This is a genomic window from Streptomyces sp. NPDC054849 (genome assembly GCF_053610945.1).
Genome location: NZ_JBSGZI010000150.1, coordinates 1 through 14,628 on the forward strand (window position 1 = coordinate 1; position 14,628 = coordinate 14,628).

The 14,628-nt window shown below is 71.8% G+C and carries 17 protein-coding genes; 12 read left to right on the forward strand and 5 right to left on the reverse strand.

What is annotated here, in order from left to right:
* Positions 1 to 144: 144 nt before the first annotated feature.
* Positions 145 to 573, reverse strand: coding sequence for a type II toxin-antitoxin system Rv0910 family toxin (locus ACWGIF_RS36045; protein ID WP_453503865.1), 429 nt, complete (start codon positions 571 to 573; stop codon positions 145 to 147).
* Positions 574 to 745: 172 nt separating this feature from the next.
* Here ACWGIF_RS36045 and ACWGIF_RS36050 point away from each other — a divergent pair, with 172 nt between their 5' ends.
* Both ACWGIF_RS36050 and ACWGIF_RS36055 read left to right on the forward strand, forming a co-directional pair.
* Positions 746 to 1,702: an EamA family transporter gene (locus ACWGIF_RS36050; protein ID WP_453503867.1), complete on the forward strand. Its 957-nt coding sequence runs from the start codon at positions 746 to 748 to the stop codon at positions 1,700 to 1,702.
* A 162-nt stretch (positions 1,703 to 1,864) separates the two neighbouring features.
* Entirely contained in the window at positions 1,865 to 2,824 is a 960-nt protein-coding gene (locus tag ACWGIF_RS36055) for a DMT family transporter (RefSeq protein WP_453503868.1), read from the forward strand.
* On the opposite strand, the gene ACWGIF_RS36060 is transcribed toward ACWGIF_RS36055, so the two are convergent.
* Positions 2,806 to 3,522, reverse strand: coding sequence for a pyridoxamine 5'-phosphate oxidase family protein (locus ACWGIF_RS36060; RefSeq protein ID WP_453503870.1), 717 nt, complete (start codon positions 3,520 to 3,522; stop codon positions 2,806 to 2,808). The genes ACWGIF_RS36055 and ACWGIF_RS36060 overlap by 19 nt on opposite strands.
* Before the next feature lie 36 nt (positions 3,523 to 3,558).
* On the opposite strand from ACWGIF_RS36060, the gene ACWGIF_RS36065 reads away from it, so the two are divergent.
* Positions 3,559 to 4,893 (forward strand): aminotransferase class I/II-fold pyridoxal phosphate-dependent enzyme, encoded by a 1,335-nt coding sequence (locus tag ACWGIF_RS36065; protein ID WP_453503872.1) that lies wholly within the window; start codon positions 3,559 to 3,561, stop codon positions 4,891 to 4,893.
* Between the two features lie 233 nt (positions 4,894 to 5,126).
* Here ACWGIF_RS36065 and ACWGIF_RS36070 read toward each other — a convergent pair whose 3' ends face one another.
* Positions 5,127 to 6,104: a DMT family transporter gene (locus ACWGIF_RS36070; RefSeq protein ID WP_453503874.1), complete on the reverse strand. Its 978-nt coding sequence runs from the start codon at positions 6,102 to 6,104 to the stop codon at positions 5,127 to 5,129.
* A 74-nt stretch (positions 6,105 to 6,178) separates the two neighbouring features.
* Here ACWGIF_RS36070 and ACWGIF_RS36075 point away from each other — a divergent pair, with 74 nt between their 5' ends.
* Positions 6,179 to 7,081 (forward strand): LysR family transcriptional regulator, encoded by a 903-nt coding sequence (locus ACWGIF_RS36075; RefSeq protein WP_453503876.1) that lies wholly within the window; start codon positions 6,179 to 6,181, stop codon positions 7,079 to 7,081.
* On the opposite strand, the gene ACWGIF_RS36080 is transcribed toward ACWGIF_RS36075, so the two are convergent.
* Positions 7,078 to 7,536: a pyridoxamine 5'-phosphate oxidase family protein gene (locus ACWGIF_RS36080; RefSeq protein ID WP_453503877.1), complete on the reverse strand. Its 459-nt coding sequence runs from the start codon at positions 7,534 to 7,536 to the stop codon at positions 7,078 to 7,080. The two genes, ACWGIF_RS36075 and ACWGIF_RS36080, sit on opposite strands and share 4 nt — an antisense overlap.
* 74 nt (positions 7,537 to 7,610) lie before the next feature.
* Between ACWGIF_RS36080 and ACWGIF_RS36085 the strand changes: the two genes are divergently transcribed.
* Positions 7,611 to 8,225: a cysteine hydrolase gene (locus tag ACWGIF_RS36085; protein ID WP_453503879.1), complete on the forward strand. Its 615-nt coding sequence runs from the start codon at positions 7,611 to 7,613 to the stop codon at positions 8,223 to 8,225.
* 3 nt (positions 8,226 to 8,228) lie between these two features.
* Here the strand turns inward: ACWGIF_RS36085 and ACWGIF_RS36090 are convergent, their stop codons facing one another.
* A complete protein-coding gene (locus tag ACWGIF_RS36090) occupies positions 8,229 to 8,582 on the reverse strand; it encodes a PRC-barrel domain-containing protein (protein WP_453503880.1) in 354 nt (117 codons plus the stop codon).
* A gap of 302 nt (positions 8,583 to 8,884) precedes the next feature.
* Between ACWGIF_RS36090 and ACWGIF_RS36095 the strand changes: the two genes are divergently transcribed.
* The 7 genes from ACWGIF_RS36095 to ACWGIF_RS36125 all read left to right on the forward strand — a co-directional run bounded on the left by ACWGIF_RS36095 (position 8,885) and on the right by ACWGIF_RS36125 (position 14,595).
* On the forward strand, positions 8,885 to 9,427 hold the full coding sequence (locus ACWGIF_RS36095; RefSeq protein ID WP_453503882.1) for a type 1 glutamine amidotransferase domain-containing protein: 543 nt from the start codon (positions 8,885 to 8,887) through the stop codon (positions 9,425 to 9,427).
* Between the two features lie 130 nt (positions 9,428 to 9,557).
* Positions 9,558 to 9,734: a CsbD family protein gene (locus tag ACWGIF_RS36100; RefSeq protein ID WP_453503883.1), complete on the forward strand. Its 177-nt coding sequence runs from the start codon at positions 9,558 to 9,560 to the stop codon at positions 9,732 to 9,734.
* A 126-nt stretch (positions 9,735 to 9,860) separates the two neighbouring features.
* Positions 9,861 to 10,700, forward strand: coding sequence for a HipA family kinase (locus ACWGIF_RS36105; protein ID WP_453503884.1), 840 nt, complete (start codon positions 9,861 to 9,863; stop codon positions 10,698 to 10,700).
* A complete protein-coding gene (locus ACWGIF_RS36110; RefSeq protein WP_453503885.1) occupies positions 10,697 to 11,080 on the forward strand; it encodes a DUF3037 domain-containing protein in 384 nt (127 codons plus the stop codon). Before ACWGIF_RS36105 ends, ACWGIF_RS36110 begins: the two co-directional genes overlap by 4 nt.
* A gap of 227 nt (positions 11,081 to 11,307) precedes the next feature.
* Positions 11,308 to 12,069: a 3-oxoacyl-ACP reductase FabG gene (gene fabG, locus ACWGIF_RS36115; protein WP_453503886.1), complete on the forward strand. Its 762-nt coding sequence runs from the start codon at positions 11,308 to 11,310 to the stop codon at positions 12,067 to 12,069.
* A gap of 28 nt (positions 12,070 to 12,097) precedes the next feature.
* Positions 12,098 to 12,859, forward strand: coding sequence for an SDR family oxidoreductase (locus ACWGIF_RS36120; RefSeq protein WP_453503888.1), 762 nt, complete (start codon positions 12,098 to 12,100; stop codon positions 12,857 to 12,859).
* Between the two features lie 152 nt (positions 12,860 to 13,011).
* Positions 13,012 to 14,595: an ABC transporter substrate-binding protein gene (locus ACWGIF_RS36125; RefSeq protein WP_453503889.1), complete on the forward strand. Its 1,584-nt coding sequence runs from the start codon at positions 13,012 to 13,014 to the stop codon at positions 14,593 to 14,595.
* The last annotated feature ends 33 nt before the right edge of the window (positions 14,596 to 14,628 follow it).

The following is a 14,628-nucleotide window of genomic DNA, read 5'->3' on the forward strand; positions in this document are numbered from 1 at the left end:
CCGCGAGTCTTCTCGCGGGGCGCGCCGCGGTGTGTGCGGTGGTGTGTGCCGCGGTGTGAGGGTGAGTGCGTGCGGGTGCGGGTGCGGGTGGGCGTGAGTGCGTGCGTGCGGGTGGCGGGTGGGCTTGCGTCGCGACCGGCGGTGTCAGGCGACCAGGCCGGCCAGCTTGCGCAGCGACTCGTTCAGGGCGGCGGTCGCCGAGTCCTTGAGCTTGCCCGCCATGAGCGAGACGGCGGCCCCGGTGAACTCGCCGTCGATGCGGACGGTGGTGGCCCCGCCGTCCGGGGCCAGGGTGTACCGGGTGAGGACGGCCACGCCCATCGGACCCTTGCCGGTGATGGCGAAGAGGCGCTCGTCCTCCAGCTCCGAGACGGTCCAGACGACCTCGGCCGGGAAGCCCATCATCTTCATGTTCTCGGCGAAGGTGGACCCGACCGCGAGGGTCTGCGGACCGCCCTGGGGGAAGTTGGTGTGGGTCATGCTCCACTGCCCGTACGCGTCCCAGTCCGTCAGCTGGGACCAGAGCTTCGCGGCGGACGCCTCGATGCGTGATTCCGCGGTGACTTCAGCCATGCGACCACCCCTTCTCGTCGGGTACGTGCGGCGGAAGGTAGCCCCGGCGGGCGGAACATTCAATACTGACGACCTGTCAGAAACCGCAGGGGCGGGTGGGGTGTGATGTCGGGTGCATCTCAACAGGTGTCACGCCCGTGACGCTCCTGACCCGCCCTGACATGATGGCCGGATGCAAGCGTCAGGGAGAAATGCCGGACTGGGCCTCGCCCTCGTCTCGGCGTTCGCGTTCGGTGGTTCCGGGGTCGCGGCGAAGCCGCTGATCGAGGCGGGTCTGGACCCCCTCCACATGGTGTGGCTCAGGGTGGCCGGGGCAGCGCTCGTGCTGTCCCCGCTGGCCTGGCGCCATCGTGACCTCGTCCTGCGCAGGCCCGCGCTGCTCGCGGGCTTCGGACTGGTCGCCGTCGCGGGCGTGCAGGCCTTCTACTTCGCCTCCCTGTCCCGGATCCCGGTCGGCGTGGCCCTGCTGCTGGAGTACCTGGGCCCGGCGCTGCTGCTCGGCTACATCCGTTTCGTGCAGCGCAAGCCCGTGACGCGCGGCGCCGCGGCGGGCGCGGCCGTGGCCGTCGTGGGCCTGGCCTGCGTCGTCGAGATCTGGGCCGGGCTGAGCCTGGACCTGCTCGGCGTGCTCTTCGGTCTCGCCGCGGCCTGCTGCCAGGCCTTCTACTTCGTCTTCGCCGACCAGGGCGCCGACGGGGACGACGCTCCCGATCCGCTCGGAGTGATCGCGTACGGGATGCTCGTCGGCGCCCTGGTGATGACGGTGATCGCCCGGCCCTGGGAGATCGACTGGCAGGTGCTGGGCGGGCAGGCGTCCATGGGCGGCACGATGATGCCCGCGCCGGTGCTGCTCGCCTGGGTGGTGCTCGTCGCGACCGTCTTCGCCTATCTGACCGGGGTCGTATCGGTCCGCAGGCTCTCGCCCCAGGTCGCGGGCGTGGTGGCCTTCCTGGAGGCGGTCGTCGCGACCGTCTTCGCCTGGATCCTGCTCGGCGAGCACCTCTCGACCTGGCAGATCGTCGGCGGCGGCCTGGTGCTGGGCGGCGCCTTCATCGCGCAGTCCTCGAGGCCGGCCCCGCCGGCCGACGTCCTCCCGGCCGTGTTGGACCGCGAGACGACGACAGCCTAGGGTGGCGCTCATGCTTTCGACCGTGCTTTCGCCGCCCACCGCCTAGCGCGGGCGGCGCCACCACGACAGGTACCCGGCCCGGGGAGCCCCTGGGCGGGTCCGTGCTGCCCGCGAAGCGATGACCTGCTTCCTTCATCCTTCACGCAAGCGCGGAGACATCTCGTGTCGAACCAATCGCCCGTCGCCGGGCGCAGTCTGCTGTACCTCGTCGTCGCCGGAGCCGCCTGGGGCACCGCCGGGGCGGCCGCCTCGCTCCTCTTCCTGGCCAGTGATCTCGGCCCGCTCGCCCTGTCGTTCTGGCGGTGCGCGGGCGGGCTGGTGGTGCTGCTGGGGGTGCTCGCCGTACGGCGATCCCGGCCCGGTACCGGGCGGGTGCGGCCCTCGGTGGGCTCGCTGATCGGGACGGGCCTGCTCTTCACGCTCTTCCAGGCCGCCTACTTCGCCGCCGTGCAGGAGACCGGCCTCGCGGTGGGCACCGTGGTCACCCTCGGCGCCGGGCCCGTGATCATCGCGCTGGGGGCGCGCCATTGGATGGGCGAGCGGCTCGGCCGCGGTGGCATGGCCGCCGTCGTCGGGGCCCTGGCCGGGCTTGCCGTACTGGTGCTGGGCAGCGGCAGCGGTGAGGTGCGGCCGCTCGGCGTCGGCTGGGCGCTGCTGTCGGCCGGCGGATACGCCGGGATGACCCTGCGGGCCCGGTGGCTCGGGCAGCGCGGGGCGGGCGGGGACCCGCTGGTGACCACCGCCTGGTCGGTCGCCGTGGGCACGGTGTGCCTGCTGCCCCTCGCCGCGGTGGAGGGGCTGCTGCCGCACACCGCCGAACTCGGGCGGGTGCTCTGGCTGCTGGTGTACGTCGCCACGGTGCCGACGGCGCTGGCGTACGCGCTCTACTTCACCGGGGCCGCGGCCGTACGGGCCGCGACCGTGTCCGTGATCATGCTGATCGAGCCGGTGAGCGCGGCGGTGATCGCCGTCGCGCTCCTCGGCGAGCGGCTGACGGGCGCCGTGGTGCTGGGCACCGTACTGCTGCTGACGGCGGTGGGCGCCCTGATCGCGGCGGAGTCCCGCCGCCCGGCGGCCGGTCCCACCACCGTGCCGCAGCGCCCTCAGAGCGCGCTGACGTAGTCCGGGACGGCGATGCCGGGGGCCAGGTCCGCGGCCGGCACGGGGGTCCCGTAGGCCGGCGCGACCGGGATCACGCCCGACCAGTAGGGCAGCTCCAGGTCGCCGGCGTCGTCGTTCGGTCCACCGGTGCGGTGCTTCGCCGACACCTCGTCCAGGTCCACGCGGATCACCGCCGTCGCGGCGAGCTCCCGGGTGCTGGCGGGCCGGACGTCCGCCGAGCGGCCCGGGACGACGGCGTCGACCATGGCGTCCAGGGCCGTCCGGCGCTCCGACTCGTCGGTGACCTGGCGGGCCGTGCCGTGCACGACCACCGAGCGGTAGTTGAGCGAGTGGTGGAAGGCGGAGCGGGCCAGCACCAGCCCGTCGACGTGGGTCACGGTCACGCAGACGGCCAGACCCGGATCGGCCTTGCCGGCCGCGAGCAGCGGTCGGGAGCCGGTGGAGCCGTGCATGTAGAGGGCTTCGCCGACCCGGGCGTACAGCGTGGGCAGGACCACGGGTGAGCCGTCGCGGACGAAGCCGAGGTGGCAGACGTAGGCCTGGTCGAGTATCGAGTGCACCGTCTCGCGGGCGTAGCGCGCCCGCTCCCGGGAGCGGCTGGGGACCGTGCGGTCGGTGGGCGCGTACGCGCCGGTCGACGCGGCCGGTCCGGGCGTCCGGGCCGGCCCGGTCGTCTTCGTGGCAGGCGTGGCGGTCATGGTGCGACTCCATTGCACTAGTGCATACTTGGCTTTGTGCTAGGAGACTATCGGATCACAGGGCGTCGTACAGCGGATATCGCGGCCAGCGTCGAGGCGGGCGTAGCGTCGGGCGTGCTTGCGCCGGGATCGCTGCTGCCACCGATGCGGGAGCTGGCCGGCCACTTGGGGGTGAACCCAAACACCGTGGCCGCCGCGTACCGCACGCTGCGCGAGCGCGGGGTCATCGAGACCGACGGGCGGCGCGGCAGCCGGGTGCGGAGCCGCCCCTCCAGCACCCCGCGGGACGCGCTGCGGATGGCGGTGCCGACGGGCGTGCGGGACATCGCGCAGGGCAATCCCGATGTGTCTCTGCTCCCGGCCCTGGACGGGGCACTGGCGGCCGCCGCCCGGCGGTACGGGCAGAGCCCGCCCCTCTACGGGGAGGATCCGGTCGCCCCGGAGCTGGCCCGCCTCGCCCGGGCCGGGTTCGACGCCGACGGGGTGGCGCCCGGGCCGGTGGCGGTGACCTCCGGCGCGCTGGACGGGATGGAACGGGTCCTGTCGGCCCACCTGCGGCCGGGGGACGCGGTGGCGGTCGAGGACCCGGGTTGGGGCGGGGTGCTGGACCTGGTGCCGGCGCTCGGGCTGCGGGTGGTGCCGGTGGCGGTGGACGAGGACGGGCCGCGGGCCGACGCGGTGGCCCGGGCGCTGGCGGCCGGGGCGCGGGCGCTCGTGGTGACCTCACGGGCGCAGAACCCGACGGGGGCCGCGGTGAGCGCGGAGCGGGCGCAGGAGCTGCGGGCGCTGCTGGCGGACCACCCCCAGGTGCTGGTGATCGAAGACGACCACGGTCACGGGATCGTCGACCTGCCGTTGCACCCGCTGGCCGGGGTGACCCGGCACTGGGCGCTGATCCGGTCCACGGCGAAGGCGTACGGACCGGACCTGCGGCTCGCCGTGCTCACCGGTGACCCGGTGTCGCTGGACCGCGTGCGGGGACGGCAGCGCCTGGGGCCGGGGTGGGTCAGCAGGCTGCTGCAGTACGCCGTGGTGGAACTGTGGACCTCCGGCGCGGTGGACCCGGCGGCGGTGGCCCGCTCGTACGGGGAGCGGCGCGACGCGCTGGTCGAGGCCTTGCGCGAGCGGGGGGTGCGGGCGCACGGGCGGAGCGGGCTGAACGTTTGGGTGCCGGTGGCCGACGAGACGGTGGTGGTCGCGAGGCTGCTCGGCGCGGGGTGGGCGGTGGCCGCCGGGGCCATCTTCCGGGTCGAGGCGGGGCCGGGGGTACGGCTGACGGTGTCGCAGCTGACGGTCGCGGAGGTGCCGGGCCTGGCCGACGCGGTGGCGGCGGCGGTCCGGACGGGTGTGGCGGGCGTGCGGTACGACTGACGGAGGCGGTGGCGGGGGCCCGGACATATCCGCGGGGAGAGCGCGGCCGGCGGGGCCCGGCAGAACCGTCCGGGTGGCCCCGTACGCGCCCGGCGCGCCGCCCGCACCGGGACCACAGCCCGCCGCATGCAGGCGGGGCGGGGTCGAGGGCCGGAGCCGTGCCCCGAAGGCCGGGGAAGGGGCGTCAGGCTGCTTTCGCCGGCCCGGCCGGCCCGGCTGGGCCGGGGCCCGACTCAGGCGGGCTTGCGCGACCCGGTTCGGGTCTGCGTGAGGGCCGCTCCCGCCAGGACGATCGCTGCGCCGACCGGGGTGTTCCAGTGGAGCTGCTCGCCGAGGACCAGGACGCCCGCCGTGGTGGCGATGACCGGGATGAAGTAGGTGACCATCTGGGCGGTCGTCGGGCCGACTTCCGTCACCAGGCCGTACTGCATCTGCAGCGCCATGCCCGTGCCGAGGGCGCCCAGCGCGATCACCGACAGGGTCGGCCAGAGCGGGAACGAGGTCGGCGCCGACGTGAACAGGGCGCTCGCCAGGGCGAGCTGCAGGGTGGAGACCATGAGCTGGCCGCCGGTCAGGGCCACCGGGGAGCCGGGGGTGCCGGCCAGCGTGCGGCGGACGTAGATCCAGCCGATGGGGTAGCAGAGCGAGGCCAGCAGGGCGAACGCGGTGCCCTTGGCGTCGACGCCGGAGAAGCCGTGCCAGGCGCCGAGGACGGTCAGCACCCCGAGGAAACCAAGGCCCAGGCCGGCGAAACGGCGCCGCGTCGGGCGGTCCTCGGACAGGGCGACCAGGGACAGCGCCATGCCCCACAGGGGAGAGGTGGCATTGCAGATGCCGGCCAGGCTGGAGGGGATGCTCAGCTCCGCGTACGCGAAGAGCGAGAAGGGCGCGGTGTTGAGCAGGAGCGCCGCCACGCCGAGGTGGCCCCAGGTGCGCAGACCGCGGGGAAGCGGCTCGCGGCGGAGCAGCAGCACGGTGAGCAGGGCGAGCGCGCCGAACAGGACCCGGCCGAGAGCCACCTGGAAGGGCGCGTACGCCTCCGTGCCCACCTTGATCAGCAGGAAGCTGAAGCCCCAGACGACCGAGAGGACGGCGAACCGGACGCGCCAGTCGAGCAGTCCGCCCCGTCGGGTGGTGGCCGCCGCCGACGAGGTCGCGACGGTCGACGAGGAGGCCGAGACGGCCGGTCCGGGGGCTGCGGGTGCGCTCATGACCCTTACTGTGCTCGTGTCAACTTCGTAGGACAAGCGAGACTTTCTCTGGGTGTCGACGTAGCATCGCTTACATGTTGAACCTGGAGCGCCTGCGCACCCTCGACGCCCTCGCCCGCCACGGGTCCGTCAGCGGCGCGGCCGACGGGCTCCACGTCACCACCTCCGCCGTGTCCCAGCAGATGGCCAAGCTGGAGCGGGAGGTCGGACAGCCGCTGCTGGCCAGGAACGGGCGCGGGGTCCGGCTCACCGACGCCGGGCGGCTGCTGGCCGATCACGCGGCGCGGATCATCTCCCAGGTGGAGCTGGCCCAGGCCGACGTCGAGGCCCAGAGGGGGTGCGCCGTCGGCGAGCTGCGGATCGGAGCCTTCCCGACCGCCATGCGCGGGCTGCTGCCCCAGGTCCTGTCCGTGCTGCGCACCGACCATCCCGAGCTGCGGGCGCTGGTGCGCGAGCAGGAGCCCGAGGAGAGCATGGCCGCCGTCGTGCGCGGGGACCTCGACCTGGCGCTGGCGATCGACTGGTACAACAAGCGGATGCCGGTGCCCGCCGAACTCACCCGGTCCCACCTGCTGGACGACTCCGTCGACATCGCCGTCCCGGTCGGTCACCGGCTGGCCGACCGGACCGGGATCTCCCTCGCCGAATTCGCCGACGACGACTGGATCTCCTGGAAGGAGGGGCAGTTCTGCCACGAGTGGCTGGTCTACACCCTGCGCGGCACGGGCATCGAGCCGCGCATCGCCCACATCGCCGAGGAGCACCACACCCAGCTGGCCTTCGTGGAGGCCGGACTCGGCGTGTGCGTGGCGCCGAGGCTGGGGCGCGGCCCGGTACCGCCGGGGGTGCGGCTGCTGCCGGTCTGCGACAGCGTACGCCGCCACGTATACGCCGTCTGGCGCGCGGACGCCGACCGGCGGCCCTCCATCCGGGCAGCGGTCGACGCCCTGCGGCAGGTGGCCGCCGGCCTGGCCTAGATCTTGCGGAAGTCCCAGGAGACGACCGACTCCGGGGTGAGGCGGATCCAGGCGTGCCGCCCGTCGTGCGGCATCTCCTCGATGCCGAAGTTCTTGAGGGGGAAGATCCGCTCGGCCTCGGCCAGTTCGGGGCAGTGCTCGCCCGTGCGCGGGGCCTCACCCACGAAGACGGCGCTGCCCGACAGCTCCACGCCGCGCAGTTCGTCGTACGCCTCGCCCGAGTCCACGACCACCGAGATCCGCGGGTCTTTGCGCAGGTCGGACCAGCGGCGGCTGCGGGTGATCGAGTACAGCCACAGTGAGCGGCCGTCCCACGCGAACCACAGGGCACCCACGTGGGGGCGTCCGTCGGGCGAGACCGTCGCCACCCGGCAGGTCCTCTGCTCACACAGGAAGGCGTCCACTTCCGCGTCGCTCATCATGATGCGGCGGCCCCGCCGCTGTGTCTCGTCCATCGTCCGATCCCCTTCACATCTGACTATGTGTCAGGAATCATGAGGTCTCTTCCGTCGCCACGCCAGGGGGAGCCATGCCGGATCTCGATCCCGCCACCACCGCGCTGCTCACCGTCGAATGCCAGAACGGCGTCGTGGGCGAGGAGAGCGCGCTGCCCGAACTCGCCAAGGAGACCCGGGACTCGGGGATGCTGGGGCGGGTGGCGGCACTGGTCGACGCCGCGCACGGGGCCGGGGTGCAGGTGCTGCACGCGGTAGCCGAGCGGCGGCCGGACGGGCTCGGGGCGAACGGCAACGCCCGGCTGTTCCGGGCCGCCGAGAGGCTGCCCGTACGTCAGCTGACCGGGACCCGGGCGGTGGAGGTCGCCGCCCCCATCGTCGTCGCCGAGCGGGACCTGGTGGTGCGCCGACTGCACGGACTCTCCCCGATGGCCGGCACCGATCTGGATGCCCTGCTGCGCAACCTCGGCGTCCGCACCCTCGTCGTCACCGGGGTCTCCTCCAACATCGCCATCCCGAACACGGTCTTCGACGCCGTGAACCTCGGCTACCGGGTCGTGGTCCCGGCCGACGCGATCGCGGGGGTGCCCGCGTCCTGCACCGCGGAGGTGATCCGCAACTCCCTCGCGCTGGTGGCCGCCATCACGGCGACCGACGACCTGCTGGAGCAGTGGACTCCCGCGGCCTGACCCCTACATGTGAGGCTGGTTGTAGTACCGCCCTAGCTGCTCCATGTAGCCGGACTGGCTCACGTACTTGGCCTCGTCGTACTCGGGTGCGTTCTTGATCTGCTCCTTCGTCCGGTTGACGTAGACGGTCTCAGCGGCCGTGTCGATGCGCGCGATGGTGCCCGCCGGGAGCAGCACGTGCCTTCCGAAGATCCAATGGCCGGTGTCGACGACGAGGTGGGCGGTGTCCATGTCCTCGGAGTGCTTGTCGATCTTTCCGATGCTGCCGTCGGTGGCTTCGACCTTGTAGCCGATCAGGTCGATCCCCAGCCGGTATCCCGCGTCCTGGTGGTAGCCCCAGATGTCCTTCTCGCTCATGGCTCATGCCTCTCTGTCACCGTTCCCCGGGCGTCTCCCCAGAATCGGCGCGGGTACGCGGGTACGCGGGTACGCGGGTACGCGGGTACGCGGGCACGCACGCGGACTCGGGTCGGGTGACTCGCCGCCCGTGCCGGAGCGGACCGCCGTCACGCTCACCGGCCGACCCTGCTTGAGGCGCGTACGACGGGGCAGGCGCAGGGCGTGTGCGCGAGCCGCACACCCGGCTCGCGGCCGGGCGGCCCTCGCCGAGCGGGCGGCCCGTGGTGCCGCGGCCGCCCCGACTCAAGGAGGTGAACCCGGTGCGCATCGCCTTTCTGACCGCGCCCGAGGGCGTGGAGGAGATCGAACTCACCGAACCCTGGAAGGCCGTCGAGCAGGCCGGATGGAACCCTCAGCTGGTCTCGACGGCAGCCGGCCGGGTCCGTGCGTACCACCATCTCGACAAGGCGGGCACCTTCCCCGTCGACCACGTCCTCGCCGGTGACACGTCGGACGCCTTCGACGCGCTCGTGCTGCCCGGAGGAGTCGCCAACCCCGACGCGCTGCGCATGGACGAGCGGGCCGTCGGCTTCACCCGCAGCTTCTTCGAGGCGGGCAAGCCCGTGGCGGCGATCTGCCACGCCCCGTGGCTGCTGGTGGAAGCGGACGTCGTCCGCGGCCGCACGCTCACCTCGTGGCCGAGCCTGGCCACCGACATCCGCAACGCGGGAGGCACCTGGGTGGACGAATCCGTACAGGTCTGCGACGCGGCGCCCGCCACCCTGGTCACCAGCCGCAAGCCGGGCGACCTCGACGCCTTCTGCGGGACGCTCGTCAAGGAGTTCGCGGCCCATCGGCCTTGACGTCCGGGCGGCCCGCCACGAAATGCGAGGTGCCTGCGAGGGCAGCAGGATGGGCACGACCTCCCGGGAAGACCGGAATGTCGAATAAGTCCAGCAAGCCCAGAAAGCCCAAGAACGGAAGGATCTCGTCATGAGCAAGGCAAAGGGGAAGGCCAAGCAGGTCAAGGGCAAGCTCAAGGAGAGCGCCGGCGGTGCCATGGACGACGCGCAGATGCAGGCGGAGGGCAGTGCCGAGCGGATGAGCGGCAAGACCGAGGAGATGGTGTCGAAGACCTCGGAGCACATGAAGAAGACCAAGGGCAAGTAAGTCCTGGCCGGACCGGCGTCCCCGCCCTCCCGTGGCGGGGACCCGTCCGGCGTGCCGGGCCCGAGGGGGACGGTGCTTCGGAAAAACCTTTGATCGCGAAGCCGGTCCGCCCGTTAGCCTGGGAAAATGCTCACAGAAGTGATCGCGACCCGTTACGTCACGCCCCTGCGTGAGGGCGGCTCGCTCCCGGGGATCGTCGAGGCCGACGACCTCGGTACCTACGTCATGAAGTTCACCGGAGCCGGTCAGGGCCGCAAGACCCTGGTCGCCGAGGTCATCTGCGGCCGCCTGGCCCAGCGGCTGGGACTGAGGGTCCCGCGGCTCGTGCAGATGCAGCTCGACCCCGTCATCGGGCTCGGCGAGCCCGACCAGGAGGTCCAGGAGCTGCTCAAGGCCAGCGGCGGGCTCAACCTCGGCATGGACTACCTGCCCGGCTCGATCGGCTTCGACCCGCTCGCCTATCAGGTGGATCCGGTCGAAGCGGGGCGCGTGGTCTGGTTCGACGCCCTCATCAACAACGTCGACCGATCCTGGCGCAACCCGAACATGCTCGTCTGGCACGGGGACCTGTGGCTCATCGACCACGGCGCGACCATGATCTGGCACCACAACTGGCCCACGGCCCAGACCGCGTCCGCCAAGCCGTACAACGCCTCCGACCATGTACTGGCCCCCGTGGGACCGGACATCGAGGCCGCCGCCGCCGCGCTCGCGCCGCTGGTCACCGAGGAGCTGCTCACCGAGGTCGCCGCCGACGTCCCCGACGAGTGGCTGGTCGACGAGCCGGGCTTCGACACCACCGACGCGCTGCGCCGCGCCTACGTCGAGGCGCTGCTGCCGCGCGCGGCCACGATCCACGAGAGGATCTCGATGACGGCCGAGGTGAGGCCGCGGTCCGGCCCGCCCGGCTGGCTCGCCGAACGCCTCGCCCCCCAGCCCCACCGGAAGAAGAGCGACAGCGAGTGATCAAGCGGGACGTGTTCGAGTACGCGCTGGTGCGTGTGGTGCCCCGGATGGAACGGGGCGAGTGTTTCAACGCGGGCGTGATCGTCTACTGCCGGGCGCACGCGTACGTCGCCGCGCGCATCCACCTCGACGAGGCGAAGCTCCTCGCCCTGGACCCCGGGGCCGATGTGGCCGGCGTACGGGCGGCCCTGCGCGGGGTCGAGGGTGTGTGCAGCGGCGGGGCCGAGGCGGGGCAGGCCGCGGGCGACGACGCGGGGCGGCGGTTCCGCTGGCTGATCGCCCCGCGCAGCACCGTGGTGCAGCCGGGGCCCGTGCACACCGGCCTGACGGCCGATCCGGCCGCGGAGGTGGAGCGGCTGCTGGACCTGCTGGTCCGCTGACCGGGGGCAACGGCTGAGGCCGTCCGCGGCTCCCCGGGTACGGGGTCGTCGCGGGGCTCCGCCCACGGACCCCGCGCCCCGGACGCCGACGGGGAGGGATCGGCAGGCGGGGCCGAGTCGGTGACCGTTGACACCGGGTGCCAGGGCTCCTAGCGTCTCCTCAGCTGAAGCTACTAAGCGGTTGCTCACCTCTGGGTGACCGCCTCTCAAGGGCGAGGAGATCCACCATGTCCACCACCGAGCAGCGCGTCGCGATCGTGACCGGGGCGGCCCGGGGCATCGGCGCGGCCACCGCCGTACGCCTGGCCGCCGAGGGCCGGGCCGTCGCCGTACTCGACCTCGACGAGGCCGCCTGCAAGGACACCGTGGAGGCGATCACGGCGGCCGGCGGCAAGGCCCTGGCGGTCGGCTGTGACGTCTCCGACGGCGCCCAGGTGGAGGCGGCCGTCGCGCGCGTCGCGAGCGAGCTCGGCGCTCCGACCATCCTGGTCAACAACGCGGGCGTGCTGCGCGACAACCTGCTGTTCAAGATGAGCGAGACCGACTGGGACACCGTCATGAACGTGCACCTGCGCGGTGCCTTCCTGATGTCCAAGGCCTGTCAGAAGTACATGGTGGAGGCGAAGTTCGGCCGCATCGTGAACCTCTCCAGCAGCTCGGCGCTCGGCAACCGCGGCCAGGTCAACTACTCCGCCGCCAAGGCCGGCCTGCAGGGCTTCACCAAGACCCTGGCCGTCGAGCTCGGCAAGTTCGGCGTCACCGCCAACGCCGTCGCCCCGGGCTTCATCGTCACCGAGATGACGGCCCAGACGGCAGCCCGCGTCGGCATGGGCTTCGAGGACTTCCAGGCGGCGGCCGCCACCCAGATCCCCGTCCAGCGCGTCGGCCGTCCGGACGACATCGCCAACGCCATCGCCTTCTTCACGGGCGAGGCCGCCGGCTTCGTCTCCGGCCAGGTCATGTACGTGGCCGGCGGCCCGCTCAACTGAGACGCATCCGAGAGGCAGGGCGCACGACATGACGTACGACGGTATCGACAGCGGCAAGGTCGCACTGATCACCGGGGCGAGCCGGGGCATCGGCTACGGCATCGCCGAGGCGCTGGTCGCCCGCGGCGACCGGCTCTGCATCACCGGGCGCAACGAGGAGGCCCTCAAGGAGGCCGTCGAGCGGCTCGGGGCGGACCGGGTGATCGGGGTCGCCGGCAAGGCCCACGACGAGGCCCACCAGGCCGTTGCGGTCGAACGCACGATGGAGGCCTTCGGCCGCGTCGACTTCCTGGTGAACAACGCGGGCACCAACCCGGTCTTCGGCCCGATCGCGGACCTCGACCTCGGGGTCGCGCGCAAGGTCTTCGAGACCAATGTGATCTCGGCCCTCGGCTTCGCCCAGCGGACCTGGCACGCCTGGCAGAAGGACAACGGCGGCGCGATCGTGAACATCGCGTCCATCGCCGGCGTCTCCGCCTCGCCCTTCATCGGCGCGTACGGGATGAGCAAGGCCGCCATGGTCAACCTCACACTCCAGCTCGCGCACGAGATGGCGCCCGGGGTGCGCGTCAACGCGATCGCCCCCGCGGTGGTCAAGACGAAGTTCGCGCAGGCGCTCTACGACGGTCGGGAGCAGGAGGCGTCGGCCGCCTATCCGCTCGGCCGGCTCGGCCTCCCGGAGGACATCGGAGGGGCCGCGGCGTTCCTTACATCTGCACAAGCGGAATGGATCACGGGTCAAACTCTGGTCGTCGACGGAGGGATGTTCCTCAATGCCGGCGTGCACTGACCGATAATCGGACAGATTTGCCTCCGAAAGGGAGGTAAATGCGTATCGAATAGGCACGGAACCGGTCAAGTGCCCCACGAAACCTCCCCATTGGATTCGTGGGGCACTGCGGTAGGGTCTGCCGCACCCCTGGCTGATCGAGGAGCGTGCACGTGTTCAACCGGACCAGATGCCTGCAGATCACTGCGGCCCTTGCGTCCATATCCCTGCTCGCCGGATGCGGCCTGCTGTCGGAGGACGACGGCGACGATACGAAGAGGATCGTCGTCGGTACCACGAGCGCACCGAGCACCCTCGATCCCGCCGCGGCATGGGACGGCTCCTGGGAGCTGTACCGCAACGTCTACCAGACCCTGCTGGCCTTCCCGACGGGCTCCACCAAGCCCCAGCCGGACGCCGCCCAGAGCTGCGAGTTCACGGACTCGGCGAGCCAGGCGTACCGGTGCACCCTGCGCAAGGGCCTGAAGTTCTCCAACGGCGAGCCGCTCGACTCCAAGGCGGTCAAGCACTCCCTCGACCGGATCATGACCATCGGCTCCAGGGTCGGCCCGAAGGACCTCTTCGGCAGCCTGGAGAAGATCGAGACCCCCGACCCGCTGACGGTCGTCTTCCACCTGAAGACCTCGGACGCCACCTTCCCGTACGTCCTCGGCTCGCCCGCGGCCTCGCTGGTCGCGCCCAAGGAGTACCCCGCCGACAAGGTGCGCGGCGACGGCAAGATCACCGGCTCCGGCCCGTACGTGCTCGACTCGTACAAGGAGGGCAGCGAGGCCGTCCTCAGCCGCAACGGAAGCTACACGGGCTTCGCCAACCGCCGTAACAACGGTGTGACCATCCGCTACTTCGCGGAGTCCTCCAAGATGGTCGCGGCCCTGAAGGCGAAGGACATCGACGCCACCTACCGCGGCCTGTCGGCCCCGCAGATCACGGAGCTGCAGACCCCCGACGCGCAGTCGCTGGGCGTCCAGGTCGTCGAGAACGTCGGCGCCGAGATCCGCTACCTCGTCTTCAACCCCAAGGACCCGGCGGTCAACAAGCTCGCCGTCCGCCAGGCCATCGCCCAGATCGTCGACCGCGGGACCCTCGTCTCCAAGGTCTACCAGGGCACCGCGGAGCCGCTGTACTCGATGGTTCCCAAGGGCGTCGTCGGCCACAAGACGCCGTTCTACGACAAGTACGGCGCAGCGGACGTGGGCAAGGCCAAGAAGATCCTCAAGGACGCCGGGATCACCCAGCCGGTCGACCTGACCTTCTGGTACACCACCGACCGGTACGGCTCCTCCACCGCCGACGAGTTCACCGAGCTCAAGCGGCAGCTGGACGAGAGCGACCTGTTCAGGATCACCCTGCGCAGCCAGCCCTGGAAGACCTTCCAGGAGGGCTACAAGAGCGGCGAGTACCCGGTCTTCGGCCGTGGATGGTTCCCCGACTTCCCGGACCCGGACAACTTCATCGCGCCGTTCGTCGGCAAGGAGAACGCGGTCGGCACCGCCTACGAGCCGACCGAGATCCTCAACGAGCTGCTGCCCAAGTCCCGCCGCGAGGGCGAGCGCTCGGCCGGAGTCGCACAGTTCGAGAAGGCACAGCAGATCTTCGCCGAGGACGTGCGCCTGCTGCCCCTGTGGCAGGGCAAGCTGTACGTCGCCGCGCGTGAGGACATCGCGGGCGCCGAGCGGGCGCTGGACCCGCAGACCGCCATGCAGATGTGGGAGCTGTACCGCAAGACCAGCTGGTAGTCGCGGCCCCGGTGCGGCCGCCCGGTGCGGGCG